This window comes from Pseudomonas cerasi (genome assembly GCF_027983475.1).
In the GTDB taxonomy this organism is placed as follows: Bacteria; Pseudomonadota; Gammaproteobacteria; order Pseudomonadales; family Pseudomonadaceae; genus Aquipseudomonas; species Aquipseudomonas cerasi.
In genome coordinates, this window is the sequence record NZ_JAQJVM010000003.1 from 1,135,380 (window position 1) to 1,161,021 (window position 25,642).

General features: G+C 59.4%; 26 protein-coding genes and 2 pseudogenes. 17 read left to right on the plus strand and 11 right to left on the minus strand.

The genetic code is table 11. The features are described 5' to 3' along the window. Positions 1 to 66 precede the first annotated feature (66 nt). Both PI739_RS20620 and PI739_RS20625 read left to right on the plus strand, forming a co-directional pair. Positions 67 to 612 carry a TetR/AcrR family transcriptional regulator gene (locus tag PI739_RS20620; protein WP_046719294.1) on the plus strand — a complete coding sequence of 182 codons (546 nt, stop codon included), beginning with the start codon at positions 67 to 69 and terminating at the stop codon, positions 610 to 612. 78 nt (positions 613 to 690) lie between these two features. Further along, positions 691 to 1,995 (plus strand): leucine-rich repeat-containing protein kinase family protein, encoded by a 1,305-nt coding sequence (locus tag PI739_RS20625; protein WP_271352154.1) that lies wholly within the window; start codon positions 691 to 693, stop codon positions 1,993 to 1,995. A 20-nt stretch (positions 1,996 to 2,015) separates the two neighbouring features. Here the strand turns inward: PI739_RS20625 and PI739_RS20630 are convergent, their stop codons facing one another. Further along, positions 2,016 to 2,720 carry a YebC/PmpR family DNA-binding transcriptional regulator gene (locus PI739_RS20630; protein WP_003364547.1) on the minus strand — a complete coding sequence of 235 codons (705 nt, stop codon included), beginning with the start codon at positions 2,718 to 2,720 and terminating at the stop codon, positions 2,016 to 2,018. 326 nt (positions 2,721 to 3,046) lie between these two features. Between PI739_RS20630 and PI739_RS20635 the strand changes: the two genes are divergently transcribed. Then, on the plus strand, positions 3,047 to 4,669 hold the full coding sequence (locus tag PI739_RS20635) for a type VI secretion system Vgr family protein (protein WP_271352155.1): 1,623 nt from the start codon (positions 3,047 to 3,049) through the stop codon (positions 4,667 to 4,669). Here PI739_RS20635 and PI739_RS20640 read toward each other — a convergent pair. Both PI739_RS20640 and PI739_RS20645 read right to left on the minus strand, forming a co-directional pair. Further along, positions 4,609 to 5,382 carry an enoyl-CoA hydratase gene (locus PI739_RS20640; protein ID WP_004413827.1) on the minus strand — a complete coding sequence of 258 codons (774 nt, stop codon included), beginning with the start codon at positions 5,380 to 5,382 and terminating at the stop codon, positions 4,609 to 4,611. The two genes, PI739_RS20635 and PI739_RS20640, sit on opposite strands and share 61 nt — an antisense overlap. Positions 5,383 to 5,470: 88 nt before the next feature. After that, positions 5,471 to 6,679 carry an acetyl-CoA C-acyltransferase gene (locus tag PI739_RS20645; RefSeq protein ID WP_096121473.1) on the minus strand — a complete coding sequence of 403 codons (1,209 nt, stop codon included), beginning with the start codon at positions 6,677 to 6,679 and terminating at the stop codon, positions 5,471 to 5,473. 190 nt (positions 6,680 to 6,869) lie between these two features. Between PI739_RS20645 and PI739_RS20650 the strand changes: the two genes are divergently transcribed. Beyond that, positions 6,870 to 7,349: an LEA/WHy family protein gene (locus tag PI739_RS20650; protein WP_003411342.1), complete on the plus strand. Its 480-nt coding sequence runs from the start codon at positions 6,870 to 6,872 to the stop codon at positions 7,347 to 7,349. A 130-nt stretch (positions 7,350 to 7,479) separates the two neighbouring features. Beyond that, positions 7,480 to 8,358 carry a glycoside hydrolase family protein gene (locus PI739_RS20655; protein WP_271352156.1) on the plus strand — a complete coding sequence of 293 codons (879 nt, stop codon included), beginning with the start codon at positions 7,480 to 7,482 and terminating at the stop codon, positions 8,356 to 8,358. Positions 8,359 to 8,395: 37 nt separating this feature from the next. On the opposite strand, the pseudogene PI739_RS24760 reads toward PI739_RS20655, so the two are convergent. Beyond that, a pseudogene (locus PI739_RS24760) lies at positions 8,396 to 8,692 on the minus strand (hypothetical protein); the annotation flags it as partial. 592 nt (positions 8,693 to 9,284) lie between these two features. On the opposite strand from PI739_RS24760, the gene PI739_RS20660 reads away from it, so the two are divergent. Both PI739_RS20660 and PI739_RS20665 read left to right on the plus strand, forming a co-directional pair. Further along, positions 9,285 to 9,527 (plus strand): hypothetical protein, encoded by a 243-nt coding sequence (locus tag PI739_RS20660; RefSeq protein WP_044309348.1) that lies wholly within the window; start codon positions 9,285 to 9,287, stop codon positions 9,525 to 9,527. Then, a complete protein-coding gene (locus PI739_RS20665; RefSeq protein WP_271352157.1) occupies positions 9,524 to 12,265 on the plus strand; it encodes a glycoside hydrolase family 3 protein in 2,742 nt (913 codons plus the stop codon). Before PI739_RS20660 ends, PI739_RS20665 begins: the two co-directional genes overlap by 4 nt. A gap of 15 nt (positions 12,266 to 12,280) precedes the next feature. On the opposite strand, the gene PI739_RS20670 is transcribed toward PI739_RS20665, so the two are convergent. From PI739_RS20670 to PI739_RS20680, 3 genes are all read right to left on the minus strand, one after another. Further along, on the minus strand, positions 12,281 to 12,931 hold the full coding sequence (locus PI739_RS20670; RefSeq protein WP_271352158.1) for a TetR/AcrR family transcriptional regulator: 651 nt from the start codon (positions 12,929 to 12,931) through the stop codon (positions 12,281 to 12,283). Between the two features lie 22 nt (positions 12,932 to 12,953). Then, positions 12,954 to 14,315, minus strand: coding sequence for an MATE family efflux transporter (locus tag PI739_RS20675; RefSeq protein ID WP_271352159.1), 1,362 nt, complete (start codon positions 14,313 to 14,315; stop codon positions 12,954 to 12,956). Between the two features lie 116 nt (positions 14,316 to 14,431). Further along, positions 14,432 to 14,686: a hypothetical protein gene (locus PI739_RS20680; protein ID WP_003315380.1), complete on the minus strand. Its 255-nt coding sequence runs from the start codon at positions 14,684 to 14,686 to the stop codon at positions 14,432 to 14,434. Positions 14,687 to 14,839: 153 nt separating this feature from the next. Here PI739_RS20680 and PI739_RS20685 point away from each other — a divergent pair, with 153 nt between their 5' ends. After that, on the plus strand, positions 14,840 to 15,157 hold the full coding sequence (locus tag PI739_RS20685; protein WP_003364576.1) for an ElaB/YgaM/YqjD family protein: 318 nt from the start codon (positions 14,840 to 14,842) through the stop codon (positions 15,155 to 15,157). Between the two features lie 91 nt (positions 15,158 to 15,248). On the opposite strand, the gene PI739_RS20690 is transcribed toward PI739_RS20685, so the two are convergent. Next, positions 15,249 to 15,590, minus strand: a complete 342-nt coding sequence (locus PI739_RS20690) for a hypothetical protein (protein ID WP_003364578.1) — start codon at positions 15,588 to 15,590, stop codon at positions 15,249 to 15,251. A gap of 267 nt (positions 15,591 to 15,857) precedes the next feature. On the opposite strand from PI739_RS20690, the gene PI739_RS20695 reads away from it, so the two are divergent. From PI739_RS20695 to PI739_RS20725, 7 genes are all read left to right on the plus strand, one after another. After that, the gene (locus PI739_RS20695) at positions 15,858 to 16,928 is read left to right on the plus strand and encodes a M4 family metallopeptidase (protein WP_004413842.1); all 1,071 of its coding nucleotides are present in this window, start codon (positions 15,858 to 15,860) and stop codon (positions 16,926 to 16,928) included. Between the two features lie 41 nt (positions 16,929 to 16,969). After that, entirely contained in the window at positions 16,970 to 17,269 is a 300-nt protein-coding gene (locus tag PI739_RS20700) for a protealysin inhibitor emfourin (RefSeq protein ID WP_003364583.1), read from the plus strand. Between the two features lie 266 nt (positions 17,270 to 17,535). Beyond that, on the plus strand, positions 17,536 to 18,165 hold the full coding sequence (locus tag PI739_RS20705) for a paraquat-inducible protein A (protein ID WP_044309352.1): 630 nt from the start codon (positions 17,536 to 17,538) through the stop codon (positions 18,163 to 18,165). Beyond that, the gene (locus PI739_RS20710; RefSeq protein WP_003364588.1) at positions 18,162 to 18,776 is read left to right on the plus strand and encodes a paraquat-inducible protein A; all 615 of its coding nucleotides are present in this window, start codon (positions 18,162 to 18,164) and stop codon (positions 18,774 to 18,776) included. The genes PI739_RS20705 and PI739_RS20710 overlap by 4 nt, the downstream gene beginning before the upstream one ends. Then, the gene (locus tag PI739_RS20715; protein ID WP_003364592.1) at positions 18,769 to 20,448 is read left to right on the plus strand and encodes a PqiB family protein; all 1,680 of its coding nucleotides are present in this window, start codon (positions 18,769 to 18,771) and stop codon (positions 20,446 to 20,448) included. Before PI739_RS20710 ends, PI739_RS20715 begins: the two co-directional genes overlap by 8 nt. After that, complete coding sequence (locus PI739_RS20720) at positions 20,445 to 21,068, plus strand: PqiC family protein (protein ID WP_044309353.1); 624 nt, start codon at positions 20,445 to 20,447, stop codon at positions 21,066 to 21,068. Before PI739_RS20715 ends, PI739_RS20720 begins: the two co-directional genes overlap by 4 nt. Before the next feature lie 284 nt (positions 21,069 to 21,352). Then, positions 21,353 to 21,802, plus strand: coding sequence for a helix-turn-helix domain-containing protein (locus PI739_RS20725; protein WP_054081032.1), 450 nt, complete (start codon positions 21,353 to 21,355; stop codon positions 21,800 to 21,802). 30 nt (positions 21,803 to 21,832) lie between these two features. Here PI739_RS20725 and PI739_RS20730 read toward each other — a convergent pair whose 3' ends face one another. Continuing rightward, positions 21,833 to 22,744 (minus strand): LysR family transcriptional regulator, encoded by a 912-nt coding sequence (locus PI739_RS20730; RefSeq protein WP_122267329.1) that lies wholly within the window; start codon positions 22,742 to 22,744, stop codon positions 21,833 to 21,835. A gap of 112 nt (positions 22,745 to 22,856) precedes the next feature. On the opposite strand from PI739_RS20730, the gene PI739_RS20735 reads away from it, so the two are divergent. Then, positions 22,857 to 23,693, plus strand: a complete 837-nt coding sequence (locus PI739_RS20735; RefSeq protein WP_003364601.1) for a pirin family protein — start codon at positions 22,857 to 22,859, stop codon at positions 23,691 to 23,693. Between the two features lie 12 nt (positions 23,694 to 23,705). Continuing rightward, positions 23,706 to 23,816, plus strand: a pseudogene (locus PI739_RS20740) (LysR family transcriptional regulator); the annotation flags it as partial. Between the two features lie 13 nt (positions 23,817 to 23,829). Here the strand turns inward: PI739_RS20740 and PI739_RS20745 are convergent. Together PI739_RS20745 and PI739_RS20750 are read right to left on the minus strand one after the other, a co-directional pair. Then, the gene (locus tag PI739_RS20745) at positions 23,830 to 25,359 is read right to left on the minus strand and encodes a sodium:solute symporter family protein (protein ID WP_271352160.1); all 1,530 of its coding nucleotides are present in this window, start codon (positions 25,357 to 25,359) and stop codon (positions 23,830 to 23,832) included. Further along, a complete protein-coding gene (locus tag PI739_RS20750) occupies positions 25,356 to 25,616 on the minus strand; it encodes a hypothetical protein (RefSeq protein WP_003364607.1) in 261 nt (86 codons plus the stop codon). Before PI739_RS20750 ends, PI739_RS20745 begins: the two co-directional genes overlap by 4 nt. Between the last annotated feature and the right edge of the window lie 26 nt (positions 25,617 to 25,642).

Sequence of the window (25,642 nt, forward strand, 5' to 3'; positions counted from 1 at the left end):
TTAGCTTTTGCGGAGTGTGCGACGTGATAGCGCTTAAAGCAAATACTTTGTGTTAAGGTCCGCCGTATGGCTATTAAAGAAGCAGTTCGCACCGGAGGCCGCAGTGCCCGTGTGCAGGAATCCATCCACCGCGCCGTCCGCGATTTGTTGCAGGAGCACGATCGGTCGGCACTCAGCGTGCCGATGATCGCGACCCGCGCAGGCGTTACGCCGTCGACCATTTATCGCCGCTGGGGTGATCTGACCACGTTGCTGGCGGACGCTGCCCTGGAGCGTCTGCGCCCTGACGTACCGATCGATCAGGGCAGTCTGCATCAGGACCTGCTGACCTGGAGTGAAATGTATCTGGACGAAATGTCCTCGGCACCTGGCCGGGCATTGATGCGCGATGTCGCCGCCAGTACCTCCGGCTGTGTCGGCAAGTGTGCGGCAATGGTTCGCGAGCAGCTGCAGGTCATGATCGATCGCGCCATCGCTCGCGGCGAGGTTTCCCCCAGTGCCGACGACATTATTGATGCCGTCATCGCGCCGATGATTTACCGGATTCTGTATGCCGAATCGGCGCCGACGCCCGAACGCGTGCGTCAATGGGTCGACCGCTGCCTGAGCTGAGCCGCTTTGCAGGGAGTCAGCGGGCGCAACTCCCGTTATCATGCGCGCCTCGTCCGACATCAATGACCGAACCTATTCATGCACACCCTCGCAGATCTACGCGCCGGCAAGCTGGCAGGCACCCAACGGCTTGACCTCTCCTGTGACCTGAGCGAATTCCCGGTTGAAATCTTTGACCTGGCCGACACGCTGGAAGTCTTGAATCTCAGTGGCAACAGGCTGACCTCACTGCCTGACGACCTGTGTCGCCTGACCCGCCTGCGCGTGCTGTTCGCGTCAGATAACGCCTTTACGCACCTGCCGGAAAGCATTGGCCAATGCCAACAGTTGCAGATTGTCGGCCTCAAGGCCAATCGCATAGAACAGGTCAGCGCCGCAGCACTGCCGCCGCGCCTGCGCTGGCTGATCCTCACCGACAACCGCATCGAGTCGCTGCCCGACGAACTGGGCCGCCGCCCGGACCTGCAAAAGCTGATGCTCGCCGGCAACCGCTTGCGCACCCTGCCCGCGACCCTCGCGCAGTGTCACAAGCTGGAGCTGATCCGCATTGCGGCCAATCGTCTGACCGAGCTGCCGGACTGGCTGCTGAGCCTGCCTGCCCTGGCATGGCTCGCCTTCGCCGACAACCCGCTGTGCGCTGAACGCCCCACCGCGCCGATTCGTGAAATCCCCTGGCAACACCTCAGCCTCCATCAACGCTTGGGCGAAGGTGCGTCGGGTATCATTCAGCAGGCGGTCTGGCACGACGCCGGCGCTGAGCACATGGCAGCGGTCAAGCTGTACAAGGGCGCGGTCACCAGCGATGGATCGCCGCTCAATGAAATGGCGGCCTGCATCGCCGCAGGCCGCCACGCACAGCTGATCGAGGTGCTTGGACAGATCAGCGGGCATCCCGAGCATCAGCGCGGCCTGGTCATGGCGCTGATAGCCCCCGATTTCGGCAATCTTGCCGGCCCGCCGAGCCTGGAATCCTGTAGCCGCGATGTCTACGCCAGTGACACGCGCTTTTCCCTGCCGGTACTGCTGCGCCTCGCTGAAGGTATTGCATCGGTCACCGCGCACCTGCACGCCCGCGGGATCACGCATGGTGACCTGTATGGCCACAACATTCTTGTGCAGGAGGATGGCAATTGCCTGCTGAGCGACTTCGGTGCGGCGTCCTTTCACCCGTCAGCCGGGTTGGGAGAGGCGCTGGAGCGCATCGAAACGCGGGCATTCGGTATCTTGCTGGGGGAACTGCTGGAACGTTGCGAGGCAGATCCGCAGGATCAGGACGTCATGGCGGGTCTACAGGCGCTGCAGGCAAGCTGCGTGCAGCCTGATTGCCAGCAACGACCGTCGCTGGCAGAGATTCTTCTACAGATAAAAACATGGAGCGCGTAAAGCGCTCCATTGCGCAGTGATCAGCCTGCCAGACCCACGTAAACGTTCTGCACGTCATCATGGTTGTCGATGGCTTCGAGAAACGCTTCGACTTCGGCCATCTGCTCATCGGTCAGGCCGTCCACGGTGCTTTTCGGGCGGTAGCCCAGTTGCGCGGACTGGACAGTGAAACCGAATTCCGGAAGCGCCTTGCAGACTGCGTCCATGTCGGTGGACTCGGTGAGGAACAGCGTCGCGCCTTCTTCACCTGGCTCGAAATCCTGGGCACCGGCCTCGATTGCCGCCAGCTCCGGGTCGGCATCCGCTGCTGCAGGAACAGCCTCGATCATGCCCTGATACAAAAAGTCCCACGAAACCGAACCCGCAGCACCCAGCTGGCCCTTGCGGAACAGCACGCGAATTTCCGAGACCGTCCGGTTGATGTTGTCGGTCAGGCACTCGACGATCACCGGCACGCGGTGTGGCGCAAAACCTTCGTAGGTCAGACGCTCGAAGTTGACGCTTTCGCCCAGCAGGCCGGCGCCTTTCTTGATGGCACGTTCCAGAGTCTCGCGCGGCATCGAGGCCTTCTTGGCCTGCTCGACCACCAGCCGCAGACGCGAGTTCATGTCCGGGTCTGCACCAGCACGAGCCGCGATCATGATTTCCTTGGACAGCTTGCCAAACGTACGTCCCTTGGCATTGGCTGCCGCTTCTTTATGCTTGACCTTCCACTGTGCGCCCATGTCTGCTCTCTTGATTCGCTAGGCGCCTCGCCGCCTGCGTCTGCATGACTCACAGAACGCGGCGCAGGCAAGGCGCTGAAAAAGGGTCACCGGCAAATACCCTGTCCGGCGCGGCGCATTTTATACGCGATCACGGCAGATGAAACCCCCGACAGGCAGATTGGCCTGACGAACTGGCCAAGATGACTATCAATCCGGCCAACGGCACTCATCGTCTTTCCATCAACGCTTGTAGGCTCTTTCCGAAAAACCTTGCAGCAATGCTTTTGTAACCCCGTATTCCGTAACCTTCGCGGCCCCGTTTTTGAAGCTAGAGAGCCCCGCGGATGCGCAAGGACCTGCAAGTGCCCTTCATGCTGGCGATCACCGACTGCCAGCCGGATCTGCATATCATCAGCCTCGCCGGCCATGAAGCCCTCAACGAAACGTATCGCTTCGACATCTGGATGATCGGCAGCGACCCGCAGTGGGATGTGCACAGCCTGCTGCAACGCGAAGCGTTTTTAAGCTTCGGCGAATCCGGCGGCGGCAGGCATGGCCGTATCGAGCATGCGGCCCGGCTCCACAGGGGGGCTCGAATGAGCCTTTACCATCTGATCCTGATGCCTGATCTGCAACAGCTGGCGCAGCATCGACATCGCCGCACCTATCAGGACCTTGCGATCCCTCAACTGATCATGCGATTGCTTGAAGCGCACGGCATCGGAGCAAACGCTTACCGCTTCGAGCACATGAACGGCCTTTATCCTGCCAAACCGTTGCACATCCAGTACGACGAAAGCGATCTGCACCTGTTGCAGCGCCTGTGTGAGGAAGAAGGCATGCATTTCCGTTTCGAGCATCGACGGAGCGGCCACCGGCTGGTGTTCTCGGACGACCCAGCCAGCTTTCCGGCGCAGCCATTGCCGGTGCGCTTCAAGCGACCGCAAGCGTCAGGCGCGTTGCGAGATACGCTGTTGCACCTGGCCGAGCGACTGGCGTTTGCGCACGCTTCAAAACAAGTCGCCGAGCACCCGCAACCTGCGCATGCACCCTCATCGCTGCACGATGAACATCCTCTGACGATAGCGGCCAATCATGCCTTTCAACCGCCAGGCGTTCGTGGAGCAATCAGTCGCCAGGAGGCACTGAGTCGGCAGCGTGGCAGTCGCAGGCTGGAGCGCCTGCGTTGCGAGCGGCGCGATGTCAGAGGCCAAAGCACCGACACCGCCTTACAGTGTGGTGAAGTCATTCAGGTGCTCGATCACCCGGAGCCATTGCTCAACGACCAATGGCTAGTGACCGAAGTCGCTCACGCTGGCAGGCAGTTACAGGTGCTGAAGGGTGTCGCCGCTCATGATGCGCTGGCAATCCTGCGCATCCTCGTGGAAGCGCAACGTTCGTCACCCGAGGCTGAACAGCTGCAAGGCAACGGCTACTGCAACAGTTTCAGGGTAATACCCTGGGCGACGCCGTTTCGCCCCTCGATCAGCCACCCTCGACCTGCGGTCACCGGTGAGCATTTCGCCACATTACAGCGCAACGGCATGCAGCCGGACCCACCCGGATATCGCTCAATCCGCTTCGACTGGCACGTTCAGGATCTGGAAGACGAACCCGCACAGCGCTGGCCGTTGGCCGAGGTCGCTTGCGCGGAGGTTCATCGGCTACCGCCGGGCGCACGTGTGTTAGTGCGCTACCTCGACAATCATCCCGAACGGCCGGTGATTTGCGCAGTACTGTCACCGGGTCATGAGCTGGACGGGATGACCGCACAGCCGGCTGGCTGTATTCGAGTGGCGAGCGGTCGGCACTTGCACGTCAATGCCCACGACGGATTGCTGGTACGCGGGCAAACCGCGGCGCTGCAGGTCGACCCGCAACGTATCCTGATCGTGGGCCATGAAGATCAGCAGTCCTTGAAGTCGGGCTGGCGTTTGTCGATAAAGGCGCGCATGCCCTCTTTCTGATCCTGGCTGGCGAAGGCGGCGTGAAAAACCCGGCGCTCGAAGCGAATACCTTCGGCCAGGCTGACCTCGAATGCGCGATTGACGCTCTCCTTGACCATCATCGCCACTGGCAGGGATTTACTGGCGATCACCGCTGCCACTGCCAGCGCTTCCGGCAGCAACTGATCGAGCGGCAGCACGCGGGCCACCAGACCGGCGCGCTCGGCCTCTTGAGCATCGATCAATCGGCCGGTCAGGCACATTTCCATGGCCTTGGCCTTGCCGACCGCGCGAGTCAGTCGCTGCGTACCGCCCATGCCGGGCAACACGCCGAGATTGATCTCGGGCTGTCCGAACCTGGCGTTTTCGGCAGCCAGAATGAAATCGCACATCAATGCCAGCTCACAGCCGCCCCCCAAGGCAAAACCGGCCACCGCAGCCACCACGGGTTTGCGTCGCGCGGCGACCCGGTCGCTTTCACGAAACAGGTCATCGAGATAGATCTGCGGGTAGGACAGGTCGACCATTTCCTTGATGTCCGCACCGGCGGCGAAAGCTTTTTCCGAGCCGGTCAGTACGATACAGCCGATCGCACTGTCCGCCTCGAACTGGTCGAGGGCATGGTTCAATTCGTTGATCAGGCGCGCATTCAGGGCGTTCAACGCTTGGGGCCGGTTCAGCTTGATCAGACCTACGCTATCTATAACCTCTATGAGAATAGTCTCGTAAAGCATTGATAAATATCCTTTTTATTTAATTAGACAATTAATATTTTTATAGAATCAACATTCAATTCTTAGATCAAGTTCTTGATTAATAAGGCTAATTCAAAATCTCGACAGCGATTGCAGTAGCCTCGCCGCCGCCGATGCAGATCGCCGCAATGCCGCGCTTGAGCTGTCGACGCTGCAACGCTGCCAGCAGCGTCACGATGATACGCGCACCCGAGGCACCGATCGGATGGCCCAGCGCGCAGGCACCGCCATTGACGTTGACCTTTTCGTGCTCAAGCCCCAGCTCGCGCATCGCCACCAGCGGCACGACGGCGAACGCCTCATTGATCTCGAACAGATCCACGTTATCCAGGCTCCAGCCTGTCTTACCCAAAAGGCGCTGAATGGCCCCTATCGGCGCCGTTGGAAACAGGCCCGGCTGATCGGCAAACGCCGCGTGCGCATGAAACACCGCCAGAGGCCGCAGGCCACGCCGCCGAGCCTCGGACTGGCGCATCAACAGCAGCGCTGCCGCGCCATCGGAGATAGAGCTGGAGTTGGCTGCGGTGACCGTGCCGCCCTCGCGAAACGCGGGTTTGAGCGTGGGAACCTTGTCCGGACGCGCCTTGGGCGGCTGCTCGTCGTGGGTGATTTGCTTCGATTCTTTGCCTACGGTGACCTGTACCGGCACGATCTCGGCGTCGAAATGGCCTCCGGCAATGGCCTGTTGCGCGCGAGCCAGTGACGCCAGCGCAAAGGCATCCTGCGCCTCGCGAGTGAAACCGTTGAGCCGCGCGCAGTCCTCAGCGAAGGTGCCCATCAGCCGACCTGGCTCATAGGCATCCTCAAGGCCGTCGAGAAACATGTGATCGAGCACTTTGCCATGCCCCATGCGATAACCGCTGCGCGCGCGGTCCAACAGGTAAGGCGCATTGGACATGCTCTCCATGCCGCCAGCCACCACCACCGCAGTACTGTCTGCCAGCAACAGGTCATGGGCCATGATTGCGGCCTGCATGCCGGAACCGCACATTTTGTTGACCGTGCTGCACAGCGTCGCATGGCTCAGCCCGGCACCCAGCGCCGCCTGTCGAGCGGGTGCCTGGCCGAGGCCTGCCGGCAATACACAACCAAACAGCACGTGCTCCACGTCTGCAGGCTCGATGCCTGCGCGTTCTACAGCGGCACGGATGGCGATAGATCCCAGCGCGGTGGCGCTGAGGCTCTGCAGGTCGCCCTGAAAACCACCCATGGGCGTGCGCAGGGCACTGACAATGACCACGGGGTCTTGATGAGGGGGTGTCCTTTCGATGGACATGGCTATCTCCAGTCTTGTTTTTATAGGTACGGTTTTCTATAGGTACGCGGGAATCATCAACCTGCTGCCTTGCAGACGCAATGGTTGAGGCAGGCAGATTAGCCGCTATCCCGGCATCGTGCCCGACGCGACGAATCTCTCACCACTGGCGAGGTCTGAAGATCACTGAACCTGACGCTGGAGCACACGAATGTCGCTACGCCTGATCCGCGCCCTGCTCTCCGGGCTGCTTATCCTCGGCTTGAGCGCCTGTGCGCTGATTCCCCATCGAGACCCGCTGACGATCAGCGTCGTGGGTATCGAACCCATCCCCGGCCAGGGTCTGGAACTGCGCATGGCGGTCACGTTGCGGGTGCAGAACCCAAACGAAACCGAGATCAACTACAACGGCGTCGCGCTGGACCTCGACGTGAACGACAGACTATTGGCCTCCGGGGTCAGCAACCAGAAAGGCACTGTAGGACGCTTCTCCGAGGCGGTGCTGGTGGTGCCGGTCAGCGTGTCGGCATTCGCTGCCTTGCGCCAGGCACTGGGGCTCAGTCAGAGCCAGCGTCTGGACAATCTGCCCTATACGCTTCGCGGCAAACTGGCTGGCGGCCTGTTCGGCACGATGCGCTTCAGTGACAGCGGCACGCTGGATCTGCGCCAGGCCGAGGGAGATCCCTGGTAACAAGTGATTATGGGTGGCAATGCCTGTCCGGGTTCTGGCAGGGTAAACGGGACGATACAGGTGGCATGCTTTCTGCTCGCTGACTGCAGCGCATGCCCTGCGCCTCCCCACCCTCAAGGAAGATTTGCCAATGACTCCGCAGAACCCGTCAGCACGTTTTTCCCCGACCTTTCTGGCCCTTGTGACGCTGATGCTCAGCCTGTGCATGGCACCGACATGGGCTGCAGAAAAAAGCGCCAAGCGCGGCATTGCCTACGACATCGCCCTGCCCGCCGACCTGAGTGCGTTATCTTCGGGCGTGAGCTGGTGGTACAACTGGAGCCCCAGACCCCATGACCGTCTGGCGTCGTACGATTATGCGTCGATGTACGGCGTGGATTTCATCCCGATGGTATGGAACAGCAACGTTGACGACGGGCAGTTGAAGCAATACCTGCTGGCTCATTCAGCCATCCGCTATTTGCTGGTGATCAATGAGCCGAATCTGCTCGACCAGGCCAACATGACGCCCGAAGCGGCAGCCAGCTTCTGGCCGAGGCTGGAACAGATCGCCGCCCAGACCGGCGTAAAACTGGTGGGGCCAGCGATGAACTGGGGAACCATGCCGGGCTACGGCGACCCGGTGGTGTGGCTCGATGCCTTTTACACAGCCTATCGATCGATGAATCAGAATCGGGACCCGCGCATCGATTACCTGGCTTTTCACTGGTACGACTATGGCTTGCCGGGAATGCTCGATCGGCTGTCGAAGTACGGAAAACCCTTCTGGGTCACCGAGTTCGCCAATTGGCACGCCCTGGATGACGGTGCGCAGATTGATTCAGTCGACAAGCAGAAGCAGCAGATGGCGGAAATGGTCGCCACTCTCGAGCAGCGCCAGGACGTGTTCAGATACGCCTGGTTCACGGGCCGGATGAACCCTGACCCGCACTTTTCCAGCTTGCTGGACGCTGAGGGCAAGCTGACCGAACTGGGCCAGTATTATCTCTCGCTGCCACACAGCGAGTAACCTCCCGCTGCTCGGCCAACGCGTCTTCGCAGCCTCTCAGCGAGGCCGCGCCGATCTCGGTCAGACCGCTGATGATGTGCTGGGTATAGGGAAATGATTGATCGGGCTCCAGGACTCTTGTCGAGATCAGCAGCCCTTCCCCGACCAGCGTGTCGACGGTTGCCACACAGACGTGGATTGCCGGAGCGCTTGAATACGCGCGCACCAGCTCCCTGTAGATCTGACCGAATGTCAGTTTTTGCGGTTTGCTGAAGCACAGGCGACTGACGATGTGCAGCACTGCAAGGTCCAGCCGTTGTTTTTCGTCACTCACCACTGTTGCCTTTAACTTAATGAAACCTGACGCGCGACCGACTGAATATGCCTGTCGTTTTTCTGCGTCGACACACAGCTTCGGTCAATCGACAATGCACACTTGCACGTCCATTTTTTTAAATGGCCACGAATAAAATTAATGACGCCGATTATCAGTCGCGCACGGTAAGCCCTGAACAATTCCTTTACAGGTTAATTAAATAACTGGCGCATCCCGATACTTTTATCTCTCGTACCAGGCTTTTTAAAGCGCGCACGAACCGCGAGGATGCAAAGCTTACCAGCCCTCTAAACCTAACGACAATTAGGTTTATCAAAAAACAATAAATCCCTATTTTTCTCCGTTATTTTGGATTTTTATAGCTTTAAAATAGCCATTTTATCTAATTTATGCTTAAAAACGCGCTTAAATTCTCTGCCTTTATCTGGAAAAATCAGATGATAGCCACATGACATCATTTATTAAAATCTTCATTACTCATACTTTAGCGACCGGTGAACTTTTTTCGCTCTCGCTGGACTGAGTGTTCAGCCGAGCAATAGGCGATTGCAACAGCCGTCCGTTTTTATCCTGCAAACCATCAATCGAGATTCAATCGATGACTAGATCAATGCTGTCTGTTTTCAGTGCAGTACTTCTGTGCGCGCAAAGTGCCTTAACTTTCGCCGCGGACTCAACTTCCAGCACACCTGCCACCGGGTCCGATCAACAGATCCGGACGCAGGTGGAAGCCAAGCGCGACCAGTTATCAGGCGCCGACAAGATCAAACCGGCTCAACAACAGAGTTCGTCGTCCCTGCTCGAAACGCCGGTGGACACCGACGACGCCCCTGCCCAGGCACAACGACCATGAACAACCTCAATCAACCGATCACATCGACCGGAAGGACACTTGCCTTGTCAGCTTTCAAACAGACCCTGGGCCTGAGTCTGCTGACGTTCAGCGTCATGCAGGCCAACCTGGCACTCGCCGCCGTGACCCCGGCGACCGGCAACGAAGTCGAAGCGCGCGTCAGCTCGATTCTCGACAACATGAACCAGTCGGAAAAGATCAACTTCACCCGCGTCGACGACGGCCACATGATCCCGTCCCTGCTCAAGTGGGGCATCAAGGGCACCGTGGCGTATGACTCGTCCATGGGGGTACACGTCAACAACGCCACGTTCGGCGCGCAATACCCTTCGCAGTCTGCGCTGGCAGCGACCTGGAGCATCAACCGGGCCAAGGAGTTCGGTCTGGCCATCGCTTATGAAACGCGCATTTCCGGCGGTCAGCAGATGCTCTCGCCAGGCGTGAACCTGTACCGGACACCCTACAACGGCCGCTCGGCAGAATACGTCAGCGGTGAAGACCCGTTCCTCGGCGCCGTGCTGGCACCCGCTATCGTCAACGGCATCCAGGCTCAGGGTATCCAGGCCAGCGGCAAGCACTACCTGGCCAACGAACAGGAAGCCAATCGTCAGGCGGTCGACGTCAAGGTCGATGAGCGCACCCTGCGCGAACTGTACCTGCCAGGCTTCGAGTCGATGGTGAAGAACGCCAATGTCGCCTCGATCATGTGTGGCTTCAACAAGGTCAACGGCGACTACGCCTGTGAAAACCATCACCTGATCACCGAAGTGCTCAAGGGCGAATGGGGCTATCAGGGCATGGTCATCAGTGACTTCAACGCCATTCATGATGCCTTCAAGGGCGCATGGGCTGGTACGGACATCGACATGCCCTCCGGCCTGCAGTTTACCGAAGCCAAACTCCTGCCCTACCTGTGGAGCGGGCAACTGACCCAGAACGTGATCGACGACAAGGTCAAACGCAACCTGCGCGGCATCGTCAGCTACGACCTCCAGAACAACCTCAACACCGCCAAGACTCTCGAGCATCCGGAATACGGCATGCGTGCCGCGCTGAATACCGCGCGCGAATCCATCGTGTTGCTGCGCAACGAGAACACCGCTGCCGGCAAACCACTGCTGCCGCTGGACCGTTCGGCAAAAATCGCCGTGATCGGCAACTGGGCGCACGACGTACCGGCGTCGCCTTTCGGCACCGCCAATTCCCCGCCCAACAGCTACGTGACCGAGCTGAGCGGTTTGCAGCAACTGGCATCCAGCAGCAGCGATGTCACGTATCTGTCAGAGATGAGCCTGAATCCGGCGAGCTCGGTGTGGTATCAGCCAGCAACCGGCGATAACGGGATCAGCAACGCCGGGGTAAAAGCCGAATACTTCTCCAACACGAGCTTTTCCGGTGACCCGGTGCTGACGCGTGTCGAACCCGGCGTGAACCTGAACTGGACCACCGGCAGCAACGTGACCAACACAGGCAGCACTGCGGTGTCTGGCTTCAGCCCGACACCCGGCGCCTTCTCGGCACGTTTCACCACCACCATCAAGCCCACCATCTCGGGCGCCCAGGCGTTCAAGGTGCGTGCGGACGGCCCATACAAACTCTGGGTCAACGATGAGCTCATCGTGCAGAGCGACGGTGTGCCTTACTCGGGCGATGTGGTGAATGCGCTGACAACGTCGGGGAAAACTGCAGCATTGTCGGCCGGCAAGACCTACACCGTGAAACTGGAATACCAGCGCGTGCAAGGCAATTTCATTCCGGTACTGGGCGGCCTGACAGGCGTGCAGATGAGCTGGGCTGCGTTGCGTCCGCCAAAGGACCTGTCGAAATACGATGCGGTGGTGGTTGCGACCGGGACTACGTCTGAAAACGAAGGTGAAGGTTCCGACCATGGCTTCGATCTGCCGGACCAACAGGCTGAACTGATCAGCTTCGTCGCCAAGGCCAACCCCAACACCATCGTCGTCATGCACGGCGGTGGCGTGGCCAACATGCAGCCATGGGCGAACAAGGTCGGCGCCACGCTGCAAGCTTGGTTCTCGGGTCAGCAAGGCGGTCAGGCACTGGCCGAGATTCTCTACGGCAAGGTCAACCCGTCGGGCAAGTTGCCGGTCACGATCGACAAAAAGATCGAGGATAACCCGAGCTATGCCTCCTATCCGGATCCGGCAGCCTATCGCGGCAGCAACCCGCTGACCGAGATGACCTACAGCGAAGGCCTGTACATGGGTTATCGCGGGTATGACAAGAAACACGCCAAGCCGCTTTATCCGTTCGGTTATGGCCTGTCCTACACCACGTTCAGCTACAGCGACCTGAAACTGTCGACCAACGTGCTGACGCCAGGCTCGACGATCGACGTGAAATTCACGGTGACCAACACCGGCGACAAGGCAGGCTTCGAGGTGGCGCAGTTGTATGTGCAACCGGTCAAACCTGCTGTGGACCGTCCGGAGAAAGAGCTCAAGGGCTTCACCAAGGTGTACCTGCAGCCGGGCGAGAGCAAGACCGTCAGCGTACCGATAGACTCGCGCTCCCTGGCTTACTACGTCGACAAGACTGCAAGCTGGAACGTCGATGCCGGGAAGTTCAAGATCCTCGTCGGTGCGGACTCGGATAACCTCACACTCAACAGGACGCTGATCACCCTGTACCCGGAAAAACTGACCACGCGTGACAGCAACCCGCTGCCATTGCCACTGCGCAAGGCAGTCCAGGTCAGCGCGGCACAGACCTACTGATGCCCCCTTCAAGGCTCATGGATGAGCCTTGATATCCCTTCCCAATCGCTGCACGTAGATATCGAAAACCGCCATGACATCCACGTCCTGAGGGCTTCGCAGCCACTGAATCTGCAAGCCGTCCATGACCGAGAAGATCTCCTGGGCCAGGGCTTTGACATTGATATCGCTGCGCACTTCCCCCGCCTCTATCAACCCCTGCAAATGCCCGCATGCGTGTTCGTGGGTCAGTTGGAATCGTTCAAGGTGCCAGGCCCAGGCCGGGTGCGCCTTCGACAGGCTCTCGGTATTCATCAGCAACGCTGCCTGACACTCCTCGGCATTCTCGATGCTGAAACTCATGCTCAGCTTGAGAAACTTCAGAAACCCTTCGAGCGTCGGCTCGGTGACCAGATCCTGAAAGCGCGACGTGACCCGCTGGTCCCTGCGCTCCAGCAAGGCCGCGAGTAATGCTTCCTTGTTGGGGAAATGGTGAAGCAATCCGACCGTGGTGATACCGGCAAGCAGTGCAACCTCGCGCATCGACGCACTCGAATAGCCGTCTCTGGCAAAAACAACAGTAGCGGCGTCCAGCAAGGCCTTTCGGCGCATGTCTCCCTTGGGTGCGCGGCGACGCTTGGGTGGAGCCGTTTCTGCGGATTCATTCCCTGATTCTTCGATGACCATAAAAACCTGATAACGCGTTGATTCAATGTGCCCCGATGCTCATGACCGGGGCCCTGCTGGTAAAAAACCGTTTCGCCGCCAGCGACGCCGTGGTGATGGAGATCAGCGCGATGAGCGCATTGCCGGTAAACATGCCGGGCAAGGCGCCGCTGCTGCCGAACCAGTGGGTCCCGGCGAAGACGAACGGCACTGTACCCGCCGTTGCCCTGAGCCAGGCAAACACCGCGACCCACCACGACCTGTTCATGGTGATGAATACCGCGATGGCGACAAAATCCAGACCAATCAAAACCCAGAGACCGCCGCCCCACAAACAAAAGGCCATGAACACGGCGCGGGCTTCATCTCCCAACTGGTAGAGGTCGGCAATCATGCCTCCACAAAGCAGCAGCACCAGCCACACCGCCAGCCCATAGCAGACCACCAGTCGCCGGGTAAAAGTGACCGCGGAACGCACGCGATCATCGCGGCCCGCACCAATGTTCTGACCCAGCACCGGAGCCAGCGCGCCAGGCAAGGCAAAAAAAGCGCAGTACGAAAACTGTATGACTCGATCCAGCACGGTCATCGCGGCCAGAGCCGAGGTGCCGAATACCGAAAGCGAGGCGACAAGATAAGCCAAACCGACTGGCGTCGCCAGATTTGCCGCCATCGCCGGGAGCGCCAGCCTGAAGGTATGCCGCGCGTGCAGGCGCGACAGTTTCAGATGACGCGTGAACACCATGCCTATTCGGCTGCGCACCCAATACAGACCGATGGACGCGGAAACTGCTGCAGACACGGCAAACGCGATACCAGCACCGTCGAGCCCCAGGCCGAACCCAAAGATGAAAAACGGGTCCGCCACTGCCAGTGTGGCGGCAGCGGACAGCACGACGCCCATGGCCCTACGGTTGTCACCAATGGTTCTGAGCATTTGCGCCGACATCTGCATCACCGCCTGCAACGCGGTAAAAGGCAAAGTCAGCCAGATAAAACTGCGCGCTGCCTCGTAAGTGGCCGCCTCGGCACCCAGCCATCGCATGATCGGCACGATAAACGTCAATTGCGCGGCGGCGGCCAGACCGCTGACCATGATCACCATGAGCATCAGGCTGGCGGTGAGCCTGGGTATCGATCTGGCTGCCCGATGGCCGATGCGTGCGGCAAGCACCGAGGCCCCGGCGATAATCAGGCCGGTTGCCAGCGCACCGTTGAAAAACATCAAGACCTTGGCAATGCCGACAGCCGCCAGAAGCACGGGGTCATGCAGCATCGATACGTAGACCAGCGTGAGAATGTCGACCAGAAAGACGGCGAACAGGCTCAAGGCACTGGCACTGGCGGTAACGACGATATGGCGCGCTACGCTGCCCTGGGTAAATCTTGCACTGGCTTGGGCCATCAATGTTCTCAAAAGGCCTGACGGGTCAGGAAGGCAAGACCCCTCACCAGGACACCCTCACGCTGAAGCGTGAAGAATGATCGACGCGGATTGTCGGGCGCTGTCGGGTTGTGCTGCTATCTGCTCGCCGCCATCAGACGATTCACTTCACTGCGAACCATGTTGGCGTATTCCGGCGGACTCATGGTGTCCAGCTCGGACCGAACCCATTCAGACCACTTGCCCTTGCGCTTGGCGCGCTCGCCCATCAAGCGTGCCGCCTCGCCCTTGGCCTTGCCCAGATTGCTCTGCCACAGTTCGAACAGACGGGATTTTTCGTCTTCGAGAGCGGTACGCTCAGGGAGCGGCCGATTGGCCAGATTGAAACTCATCACAGTCACCTACGGCTAAAAACGGCTGCATCTTACACCCGTAAGGGGCATTGCTTGCAGAGTCTTGCGTCGGGTCATTCAAGCAATTGCAACTTTTAAGGATACGCGAGACTCCATTGAACACTGTTGCCACCACTTGAAAGGAATACACCCATGGCTCGTAAGACCCCTGCTCAACAAGCTGCCGATCAAATCAAGGATCAGGCATTCAGTGACCTGCAGGCACTGATCGAAGAATCCGACAAACTGCTCAAGGAAAGTGCTGCTCTGGTGGGTGAAGAAGCAGAGACATTGCGCGCGCAGTTGAGTGTCAAACTCAAGCAGGCACTGGACTCGATGGCCAGCGTCCGCGAGCGCACCAAGCCGGTTGTCGAAGCAACCGAAACCTACATCGGTGGTCACCCATGGCAGACCGTGGCTATTTCTGCGGGCTTTGGCCTGGTAGTTGGCCTGCTGCTGGGTCGTCGTTGATCGACTGATGAACGGCATCGCGGGCCAGTTGCTGACCCGCGATGCCGATGCACTGAAGTGTGATGAAGCAGATCTAAACCCGGCGAACGCCCTATCGGGTGTGCTGTACCACCGAAGGCTCGGCAAAACGGTGCGACTTGGTCACCTTCGCCTGTAACGCCACGCGCTCTTCCTCAGCCTTGGCCTGGCTTTCATAAGGCCCTATCAATACCTGCTGTTTGCCGTCCACGTCCACGATGATCGGGGCATAACTGCGCTCGAGTAACCAGGCGCTGGAATCGCTGACCGCCTCCCGCGAGTTCATCTGAATGAACCACTGTGGCGTAGAGACCGGAGCGGTCGCTGCCGCACCCTGGACTTTATCCCTGGCGGGCCCGCCTCCATCGCATCCGGCCAGAGCCAGTACCGCTATCATCATTACCGTCTTGCGCACGTAGGTCTGCTCCTCGTCTGAAGTGGCGCGAGTCTAACATTGCCGCGCGGCCCGTTGATCGCCTGTGTCGAGGTGTCGCATGGGCCCTGGAATGACTTGAAGTCCCCGCAATACGGGGCTATTGCCACTTCAGTCAGGTTTGGCGGTAACCACTGATCATGTAATCGGATATTTCGTTGCATATAAACGCCACGGGAGGTGTCACACGAGTGCGACCATGTTGATCGGTGGCTTGCCGCCATCGGTGCATTAGTACAGGAGTTCATCATGTGCGACGACCGAAATCCCCTGCATTGCTTCATTCCGCCTTACATGCTCGAGCGTATGGCGCAGTCCCCCAAGACCCTGGTCAGCGCCCGGGCCATTGCCAACCTGACGAGCAGTTCGGCGTTCCTCGCCTCCCGCCTGACCGCCCGAACCATGCCCTCCATGCACGCGATCAAATCGCCTGACGGACGAAAGCACCGCGTGATTCATGATGCCAAGGGCACTGACAATCTCCCCGGCGCCGTGGTGCGCAAGGAAGGCCAGGCAGCCACGGGCGACAAGGCGACGGATGAAGCCTACGATGGCTCAGGTGACGTCTATGACTTCTATGCGCAACTGTTCGAACGCAACTCACTGGACGACAGTGGCATGTCGCTGGTCTCGACGGTGCACGTCGCCGAGGTGGATTTCAACGGTGATCATGTACCGCTGAGCAATGCCTATTGGAATGGCAGCCAGATGGCTTACGGCGATGGAGATGACCTGGTCTTCAAGCGCTTTACTGGCAGCCTTGAAGTGATCGGTCATGAGCTGACCCACGGCGTGCAGAGTTTCACGTCGAACCTTGACTACCGCGGGCAATCCGGGGCCTTGAACGAGCACTTTGCCGACGTATTCGGCATGCTGGTGCGCCAGTGGAAACAAGGCACCAGCGCCGCCGAGTCGGACTGGGTGGTGGGCAAGGAGCTACTGGTGCCTGCCCCGACGCGACGAGGCATTCGCGATATGGAAAAACCCGGCACGGCGTATTCCAACGATCCGGATCTGGGTGATGATCCGCAACCCGCGACAATGGCCGACCTGTACACCGGGGCCAAGGATCGCGGCGGTGTACACATCAACTCGGGCATTCCCAACCGGGCATTCGTACTGGTGGCCAAGGCGCTGGGCGGAAATGCCTGGGAAGTGGCGGGCAGAATCTGGTATGAAACGATGCTGAAGCTGGCGTCGGACAGTCAATTCGTCGATTGTGCCAAGGCCAGCATAAAAATCGCCTCCGACCCGCGCTTCGGCCCCAAAGCCAAAAAAGCCGTACAAGCGGCCTGGAAAGAGGTCGGCGTCAAGGTATAGCCAAGGTCAGCCAAGGCATAACCATCAAAAAGGTGCTTGAAATGAAGGTCTGTCTAGTGCAATCCGGCGGTTTTGCAGGTGCAGTCAAACGCTGTGAAGTCGATACAGCGACCCTTGAGCAGCCCGAAGCCGAGCAGTTGCAGCGGCTGGTGAGCGACAGCGGCCTGAACCAGTCCAGCAGTGCTTTTAATGACGAAGCGCGGGACCTGAATCAGTACGAAATCACCATCGAGGATGACGCCAGGGCAATCTGCCTGACGTTCGACGAACACAACGTGCCTGCATCCGCCCGCCAGTTGCTCGGCTTTCTCAAGCAGCGCGTCAAACCCGGCAAGCTCTGAGACAGGCGTTTGTCAAAGGACTCTGGCTGCAGCGATGCCCTTTCGTCGACAGATGGAGGGCATCGCTGCTACCGGATTCGCCACTATTCTCCGCGCATGGAATAATGGCGCAGTGACATGTGAACCACCCGACACCCTGACGGTCAATGATTTGTACCAGCCCGCTAGCGCTGACCGTACAAAAAAAAACGCTTCACACTGCCATTAACGAGGTATCTTTTCGTGCTGCGCGTTCTTACCTCCTTACCTCTGCATCAATGGCGTCGATGAGCACTGTGCATCCTATCGAACACTCTTCCGGCCTGATCATCTGCGAGCATTGCGACTCGCTCTACGAAGCTCACCCTCTGCAACCCGGCGAGGCGGCATTCTGCCTTCGCTGCGAAGCGCTGCTCGGTCGTGGCCATCGGGTGACCATAGAACAGCTATTGGCGTTGACCATCGCCGCAGCCATGCTTTTCCTGTTCGCCAATCTGTTCCCGGTCATCAGCATCAACATGAAGGGCCTGTCCAACGAGGTCACGCTCTGGCAGTCGGTTGAAGCCCTTGCTCAAGGACGAATCACGATCATTGCACTGGTGGCCGGGCTGTCGATCATTTTTGCGCCGCTGCTGCAAATCGTCCTGCTGTTCTGGGTGCTGGTACATGCACACAAGGGCATCGTTGCGCCCGGCTTCAGAACCTGTATGCGTGCGCTTGAGCATTTGCGCCCATGGAGCATGCTCGAAGTGTGCATGCTCGGCATTCTGGTGGCGATCATCAAACTGTCCGGGATGCTTGACGTACACCCCGGCGTCGGCCTTTGGGCCATGGCAATGCTGATGGTGCTGATCCTGCTGATCGCCAACAAGGATATCCGCCGGTTGTGGGATGAACTGGGAGTGCAGCCGCAATGAACGGCATCCCCTTCGCCCATGAACACAAGCTCTGCCTGTGCCACACCTGTGGCTATGCCTGCCAGGAGGACGCTACGCGCTGTCCGCGCTGTGATTCGCCGGTGCACAGGCGCAAGCCCAACAGCATCAGCCGCACCTGGGCGTATCTGATTGCTGCGCTGATTTTCTATATCCCGGCCAACGTACTGCCGGTGATGTACACCAACCTGCTGGGCAACCGCAGCGAAAGCACGATCATGAGCGGCGTCATCGAGTTTTTCGAAAGCGGCTCCTGGGACATCGCCATCCTGATCTTCGTCGCCAGTGTTCTGGTGCCGTGCATCAAGTTTCTGGTGCTCGGCATGCTGCTGATTACCTGCCAGCGTCGCAGCACCTGGGCAATGCGCGAGCGCGCGCGTCTGTACCGTTTCATCGAACTGATCGGTTACTGGTCGATGCTCGATGTGCTGGTTGTAGCCCTTGTAGCGTCTCTTGTTCAGTTTCGTGAGCTCAGCACCATCGAGCCGCGACTCGGTATTCTGTTTTTTGGCTTGGTAGTGGTGATGACGATGTTCGCCGCCATGAGTTTCGATCCCCGGCTTATCTGGGACGCAGAGGTTGAAGATGTCTGATAGTACCCTCCCCCCGCCTGCTTCAGTGCCACGCCCTGAAGTCAAACGTCGTCGCCTGCGTGTCTCGTTGATCTGGCTGGTACCGATCGTTGCTGCGATCATTGGCATATCCATGGCCTTCCATGACTGGATGAACATCGGCCCCAGAATCACTGTCAGCTTCCTGACAGCCGAAGGCCTGGAAGCCAACAAGACCCAGGTCAAATACAAGAACGTGGTCATCGGCATGGTCACGGATATCAGCCTCAGTGAAGACCGCACGCATGTGCTGGCCAACATCGAGCTGAACACCAGTGCTACTCCGTTCACACGGGTCGACAGCCAGTTCTGGGTGGTGCGCCCACGCATCGGCGCACACGGTGTTTCGGGTGTAGACACACTGCTTTCGGGTGCTTTCATCGGCGCCGACGCCGGCAGCGCAGAGGAAACCAAGACCAGCTTCACCGGCCTGGAAACCCCGCCTCCAGTGACCTTTGGCGAAAAAGGCAAGCGCTTCACCCTGCACACTGACGATCTGGGCTCGCTGGACATCGGTTCACCGATCTACTTCCGACGCATTCAGGTCGGTCAGGTGGTAGCTTACGATCTGTCCAAGGACGGCCGCGGCGTCGATATCCAGATTTTCATCAACGCACCGAACGATCAGTACATCACCACTGACACACGCTTCTGGAACGCCAGCGGTGTGGACATCACCGTCGGCGCATCAGGGGTCAAGGTCAATACACAGTCCCTGACCTCGATCATTTCCGGGGGCATCGCCTTTCGCGAGCCCAACTGGAGCCCGGACTCGAAGCCGGCGGACGAGAACGCAGAATTCAAGATATTCGATGACCAGACCACGGCGATGGCACCTCCCGATGGCGAGCCACGCTACATCCGCATGCGCTTCAATCAATCGCTGCGCGGTCTTACGGTCAATGCCGCGGTAGACTTCCTCGGGGTCAATATCGGCAAGGTGGTATCGGTCGATCTGGATTATGACCCGGCCACCAAGACCTTCCCCGGCATCGTTGGCGCGGTGATTTATCCCAAGCGCCTGGGGGCGGCCGAGTCCAAGCTCAAGGAACTCGGCGGCTCGGGTGATGAAGAAGAACAGTCTGCCCGGGTATTGGGCGCCTTCGTGGCCAATGGTCTTCGTGCCCAGGTCCGTAACGGCAACCTGCTGACCGGCCAGTTGTACATCGCCATGGAGTTCGATCCGAAGGCGCCGAAGGTCGCGTTCAACGCCAAGGCCCGACCGCTGGAGATCCCTACCGTGCCGGGCAGCTTCGACAAGCTGCAGGAGCAACTGCAGGCATTCGTCGAGAAGCTCAGCAACTTGCCGATCGACCAACTGGCCGGCAACCTCAACGGCACCCTCAGCGAGTTGCAGAAAACCCTCAAGCAGGTCAACAGCAGCGTGTTGCCGCAGATGCGTGGCACCTTGCAGCAGGCCGAGAAAACCCTGGGCACTGCCAACGACTCGTTCGCCGAAGATTCACCGGCGCGTCAGCAACTGGGCCAGGCCATGGATGAAGTGCAACGTACCGCGCGTTCGGTGCGGGTCCTGACCGACTTCCTCAGCCGCCATCCTGAGTCGTTGATTCGCGGCCGCACGGGCGATGCTGCCCCACGCTCGTTCAACGCCCCGTCCTCGTCCCGAGCCATTGATCCGGAGCCAAAACAATGACCTTGCGCCTGAAACTGGTGGTACTTGCCGCAGCACTGGGCCTGGGTGCCTGCACATCGACACAGACCCACTACTACACGCTGATCGCGCCAATGGGCGCGACGAGCGCTGCCACCAGCAAACCCATGCCGTTCCAGTTCGAGATGCTGCCGGTCATCATGCCGGTGCAGGTCGACCAGCCGCCGCTGGTGGTTCGTCAGGGTAACGGCAGCCTGGCCATTCTGGACACTGAACGCTGGGGATCACCGCTGGGCGACGAGTTTCATGACGCGCTGACCCCGCAGCTGGAGCGCCGTTTCGGCAGCCGCGACATGGCCGGTTTGCCAAAGAACAGCGATCAGCCAACGCTGTCGATCCGTACGGACGTCAGGCGCTTCGAGTCGATGCCCGGCAACTACGCACTCATTGATGTGGTGTGGACACTCGGCCTTCGCGACGCCGGTGCCACGGCGGGCAGCAAACGGCAGAGCCTGACCTGCAGCAGCGTGATCCGCGAGCAGGCCGGTGAAGGCATGGAAAATCTCATCATTGCTCACCAGAAAGCGGTTGCCCAACTGGCGGACAAGATCGCCACCACGGCAGCGCGCTGGACCGCACAGCCTGGTTCTCGCTGCCTGTAAACCTCTCGGGAGGCCTGCGCACAAGGCCTCCCGATTTCGCTGCATTCGGCCTGAAACCCTTCTGCCAGCCGCCTGGACGTCGCAGCTCAGAAGCGTTCAATTCCGTACAAAAATGTATCACCCTGACTGATTCCTACGTACACTCTGCCGCCTGTCTGGCACGTTAGTACCTGATCGGACCGAACACGCAACCTCTCGCCTTTGCCGGGATGTCTGATCAGTCGATGCCGGAAACGCTTGTTAACCCTGGCTGTAGCGATGCACAGTTTATCGAGGACAAACGGATGACAGGGATCGGACCACGGCTGAAAAAGGAACGTTTGCGCCTCAAGCTTTCGCAAAGCGCACTGGGCGCGATAGGTGGCGTGGAAACCAACGCTCAGGGCAATTACGAGAACGGCGTCCGCTCTCCCCGTGCGGATTATCTGTCCAGCATTTCGAATGCCGGCGTTGATGTGGCCTATGTGGTCACCGGCCTCAGCGCTACGCATAACGTCCCCACTGTCATAACGTCGGACAGCCCCAGCTGCGCCCCGCTCAACCGCGTCGTCGAACGCTTGCACGGCAACCTGCACGACGTGACCCAGAACCTTTACCTGTTCACCCGCCTGATCGAATCGAATCCAGGCGTTGGCAATGTGGACAGCAATCAGCTGGAAAACATCAAGAACGACGCCGAAGCGATCACCGTCGCCACCGTTCGGCTGATCTATATGACGTCACGAATCAAGTAACGCGCAAGTATCGCGTGCCGCCAAGGCTGCTCATTGCGCCGCAAACGCCTTGTCCCTTAGTTTCTCCATCACCAACGCAATAAATGCCGACACCGCTGGCGGCAGATGTTGCCGACTGGGGTAAAGCACATGCAAACCATGGCTGGTGCGCTGGTACTGCGCCAGTACCGGCACCAGTCGGCCATCCCGCAGATCCGAGCGGATCAGCGTCGCTGGCAACAACGCGATACCGAGCCCGGCAAGGGTCGCCTTGCGCAACGCCTGCGCGGTGTTGGCATTGAACCGGCTGGCAATGTGCACCTCATGCATCTTCGCGTCCGGCCCGAGCAACCGCCAGGCTGTGACGCCACCGCGATGCGCTGCGCTGACACAATAATGGCTGTGCAGGCTCTGCAGGGAATCAGGCATGCCGTAAGCGGCAATATAAGTCGGACTGGCGACCATCGTGTCATGGCTTTCATCGATCAATTGCCGCCCAACGTATCCCGAGTCCTGCAATGGGCCGCCCCGAAAGGCGATGTCCAGCCGGTCAGCGATCAGGTCGGCGTGATCATCACTGAGCACGAACTCCAGTTGAACGCGCGGGTAGCGGGCAAGAAAATCGGCCACCCAGTCCATCGAGAAAAAGTCGAAGAAATCAGCCATCGCTGCGATACGTACCAGACCACCCGGCTCATCACGCCCTGAAGCAAGCTGTTCTGCGGCCTCCATCACTCCGTCGACCGCACCGACGCAGCGGCCGTAGAAATCCTCTCCAGCCTGAGTGAGCACCAGCTTGCGCGTCGATCGCTGCAACAGGCGAGTGTCCAGCTGCATTTCCAGTTGCTGAACCCTGCGGCTGATCGTATTGGAAGGCATGCCCAAGTGCCTTGCTGCCTGGGCAAAACTGCCGCTGCGCACCACCTGCACAAACAGGGCAACGTCATTGAGATCGAACACCACGCCTGGATTCCTTCAATTTATGGATCAGTCCAAGCCAACTATACCGGCTAATCAAGCAATCCATTGACGCTTATTCTTGGCGCTCAGGCATCAAGGCCCAGAGGAGAACGCCATGAACAGCATCGCCAGTATTCGGCCACGCGCCATTACCCATCGCACTACCGGCAAAACCCGAGGGCCGATCACCCGACTGGTGAGCCCGGGCGATCTGGGTCAATTGTTGAAGCCTTTCGTGTTTCTGGATCGAATCGGCTTCACGTCCGAGCCGGGGAAAACAGGATTCGGCATGCACCCGCATTCGGGTATCGCGACGCTGACCTACATGATCGAAGGCGAGCTCACCTATGAAGACACCACCGGCAAATCCGGAGTACTGCCCAGCGGCGGTGTGGAATGGATGAGCGCCGGCAATGGCGTCTGGCATGACGCTCAGCCAATCAGCGGTTCGGCAGTCAGGGGCTTTCAGCTATGGGTCGCACTGCCCGCCGCGCAGGAAAATGGCCCGGCACAAAGCGCATACCTGTCGGCAGCGCAGGTTGCGCAACAAGGCCCGGCAAACGTGCTTCTGGGACGCTATGGCAGCGCAAAAAGCAGCCTGCCGGCACCGGAAGGCATGAATTATCTGGCAGTACAGCTCAAGGATGGCGAGCACTGGCGCTATACACCACCCGCTGGCCATAGCGTGGGCTGGCTGGCAGTCCACACCGGACAGCTGGACGCAGGCGGCCCGATCGGCGCGGGTGAGCTGGTGATTTTCGAGGAATCGGATCGCCCCATCGACATCGTCGCCAAGGGTGATGCCCACTTCGTGCTGGGATCGGCAGTCAAGCACCCGCACGACCTGGTCACAGGCTACTACTCGGTACACACCAGCAAAGCCGCGCTGATTCAGGGCGAGCTGGAGATAGAACGCATTGGCGCACTGTTGCGCGAGGAAGGCAGGCTCTGATTAAGCAGCCTCCTGTTCGAGCCTTGGTGGCAGCGCTTTACCAGGCCGTATCTGTACGACCCGGGGCGCCGCTACCTGCCCTCGCCGCTGAGGGCTTTCATCGACTTTATCAATGCGCGCTGAGCCACAGGCAGCGTCAGCTCATCGCCACAACCGGACCCACGCCACGCCGAGCTGGCGCCGCCATGGCGAACAACTCATCGACGCGTCTGACTTCATCCGCACTCGGTTTGATGGCAACGGCACAGGCAACGAAGATGCCCGCATTGAAAATCAGACCGACGATGCCACTGGTCAACGAGCCCAGTGCCGGAATGTCATCCGGGTAGATCGTGGTCAGCACGATGGCGATCACGATCCCCACCAGCATGCCGGCAATCGCGCCCTGCTTGTTGCCATGACGACTGAACACGCCGAAAAACAGCGGCACGGCCAACTGGATGATGCCCTGATAGGAAATCTGCGCCAGCAATTGCAGGCGGGCATAGTCGAAGGTCAGGTAGGCCAGCAATGAGGCCGCCGCAATGAACACCACCATGCCGACCTTGGCGAGAATGGTCTTCTCGCGATCACTGCGCGGCTTGCTCCAGGTCGCCAGGTCATTGGCAAACTGCGTACCACACACCTGCACGCAGCCGTCGACATGACCGATACTGGCTGCCAGTACGATCATGATTGCCACGCCGAGCAGCCATGGCCCGCCGATGTCGAACAGGGACAGGAACCAGCCATGTTGCGGATGAGCCGCAACGCTCGGGTCCTGGCTGATCGCCGCGGCGAAGAGCATCAGAATCCCGTAGAAGCCGCCTACCAGCAGGATGGTCAGCAGCGTGCCCTTCTTCACCGAGCGCACGCCGCTGGCGGTGTAGATACGCTGAAAACTCATCGGCCAGCACATCGAGCCGATCACGCCGGTAAAGATCAGGCTGAACATGTACATCGGCCCATAGGTACTGCCTGCTCCGCCAGGAATCAACAGCATGCTGGCGGGCAACTGCGACAGGTTGCTGAACGACGCCTGCGCACCGAACAGCAGAAAGATGCACAGCGCAGCGCACAGTACGTAGGCGATCAAACCTTGATACATGTCGGTCATGATCAGGCCGCGCATGCCCATGCTCACCGTCCAGTACTGACGAATCAGGATCACCACCACCCCGACCAACAGGCAGGTGGTCACGCCCCAGCGGCCGAAGCTGGCGAACTGAAAAAGCGTCGCCAGGGCCTGAATCCCCATCACCACCCAGGGGAATACCGAGATGATGCCGATGATCGACGCAATGCGTTTGACCACGGGACTGTTGAAGCGCATCCCCAGCAAATCCGGTTGGGTGGTCAGGTTGAAGCGCTTGCCCCAGGTCCAGGCACGGTTGGCCATCAGGTACATCGCAGTCACGCCCAGCGTGGCGTAGACCATGCCGTAAAAGCCCAGCGCGCCACCGACCGACAAGGCGAAAAACGCTGTGAACGTTGCGCCCGGCCACCAGGAGTTGGTGTAGCACATGGCGATGCACCACGGCCCGTAAGAGCGGCCACCCACGGCGTAATCGGAAAAGCTCTCGCTCTTGCGGTTCGTCGCGTACAGCACCGCAATCATGCCCGCCAGAAATACACCGATGAGGCCGAAGGTGATGTAAAGATCCGAAACCGTAGTCGTACTGATCATTGCCCGTCCCCCTCTTGTGGAATTTCACCCAGCAGCGACTCGACCACGTAGAGCATCCACAGGCCCAGCCCCATGAGCACCGCGATCAGAATCCAGTAGAAGATCGGCAGCGGAATGCCGAGCACCAGCACGCTGCTGCCGCTGACTTTGAGGTAAAACGGCGGAAACAGCGCCATCATCAACAGCGCGAAGAAGTACAGGCCAAACACCAGATTCTTCAGGCGGCCGGGGGTAGAAAGGGACGGAACGTTACTCATGGAGTGCTCCTTGAATTTCAGGATCT

Coding starts and splice junctions, on each gene's coding strand:
- PI739_RS20620 (WP_046719294.1), top strand. CDS start 67: ATGGCTATTAAAGAAGCAGTTCGCACCGGAGGCCGCAGTGCCCGTGTG.
- PI739_RS20625 (WP_271352154.1), top strand. CDS start 691: ATGCACACCCTCGCAGATCTACGCGCCGGCAAGCTGGCAGGCACCCAA.
- PI739_RS20630 (WP_003364547.1), bottom strand. CDS start 2,720: ATGGGCGCACAGTGGAAGGTCAAGCATAAAGAAGCGGCAGCCAATGCC.
- PI739_RS20635 (WP_271352155.1), top strand. CDS start 3,047: ATGCGCAAGGACCTGCAAGTGCCCTTCATGCTGGCGATCACCGACTGC.
- PI739_RS20640 (WP_004413827.1), bottom strand. CDS start 5,382: ATGCTTTACGAGACTATTCTCATAGAGGTTATAGATAGCGTAGGTCTG.
- PI739_RS20645 (WP_096121473.1), bottom strand. CDS start 6,679: ATGTCCATCGAAAGGACACCCCCTCATCAAGACCCCGTGGTCATTGTC.
- PI739_RS20650 (WP_003411342.1), top strand. CDS start 6,870: ATGTCGCTACGCCTGATCCGCGCCCTGCTCTCCGGGCTGCTTATCCTC.
- PI739_RS20655 (WP_271352156.1), top strand. CDS start 7,480: ATGACTCCGCAGAACCCGTCAGCACGTTTTTCCCCGACCTTTCTGGCC.
- PI739_RS20660 (WP_044309348.1), top strand. CDS start 9,285: ATGCTGTCTGTTTTCAGTGCAGTACTTCTGTGCGCGCAAAGTGCCTTA.
- PI739_RS20665 (WP_271352157.1), top strand. CDS start 9,524: ATGAACAACCTCAATCAACCGATCACATCGACCGGAAGGACACTTGCC.
- PI739_RS20670 (WP_271352158.1), bottom strand. CDS start 12,931: ATGGTCATCGAAGAATCAGGGAATGAATCCGCAGAAACGGCTCCACCC.
- PI739_RS20675 (WP_271352159.1), bottom strand. CDS start 14,315: ATGGCCCAAGCCAGTGCAAGATTTACCCAGGGCAGCGTAGCGCGCCAT.
- PI739_RS20680 (WP_003315380.1), bottom strand. CDS start 14,686: ATGAGTTTCAATCTGGCCAATCGGCCGCTCCCTGAGCGTACCGCTCTC.
- PI739_RS20685 (WP_003364576.1), top strand. CDS start 14,840: ATGGCTCGTAAGACCCCTGCTCAACAAGCTGCCGATCAAATCAAGGAT.
- PI739_RS20695 (WP_004413842.1), top strand. CDS start 15,858: ATGTGCGACGACCGAAATCCCCTGCATTGCTTCATTCCGCCTTACATG.
- PI739_RS20700 (WP_003364583.1), top strand. CDS start 16,970: ATGAAGGTCTGTCTAGTGCAATCCGGCGGTTTTGCAGGTGCAGTCAAA.
- PI739_RS20705 (WP_044309352.1), top strand. CDS start 17,536: ATGAGCACTGTGCATCCTATCGAACACTCTTCCGGCCTGATCATCTGC.
- PI739_RS20710 (WP_003364588.1), top strand. CDS start 18,162: ATGAACGGCATCCCCTTCGCCCATGAACACAAGCTCTGCCTGTGCCAC.
- PI739_RS20715 (WP_003364592.1), top strand. CDS start 18,769: ATGTCTGATAGTACCCTCCCCCCGCCTGCTTCAGTGCCACGCCCTGAA.
- PI739_RS20720 (WP_044309353.1), top strand. CDS start 20,445: ATGACCTTGCGCCTGAAACTGGTGGTACTTGCCGCAGCACTGGGCCTG.
- PI739_RS20725 (WP_054081032.1), top strand. CDS start 21,353: ATGACAGGGATCGGACCACGGCTGAAAAAGGAACGTTTGCGCCTCAAG.
- PI739_RS20735 (WP_003364601.1), top strand. CDS start 22,857: ATGAACAGCATCGCCAGTATTCGGCCACGCGCCATTACCCATCGCACT.
- PI739_RS20745 (WP_271352160.1), bottom strand. CDS start 25,359: ATGATCAGTACGACTACGGTTTCGGATCTTTACATCACCTTCGGCCTC.
- PI739_RS20750 (WP_003364607.1), bottom strand. CDS start 25,616: ATGAGTAACGTTCCGTCCCTTTCTACCCCCGGCCGCCTGAAGAATCTG.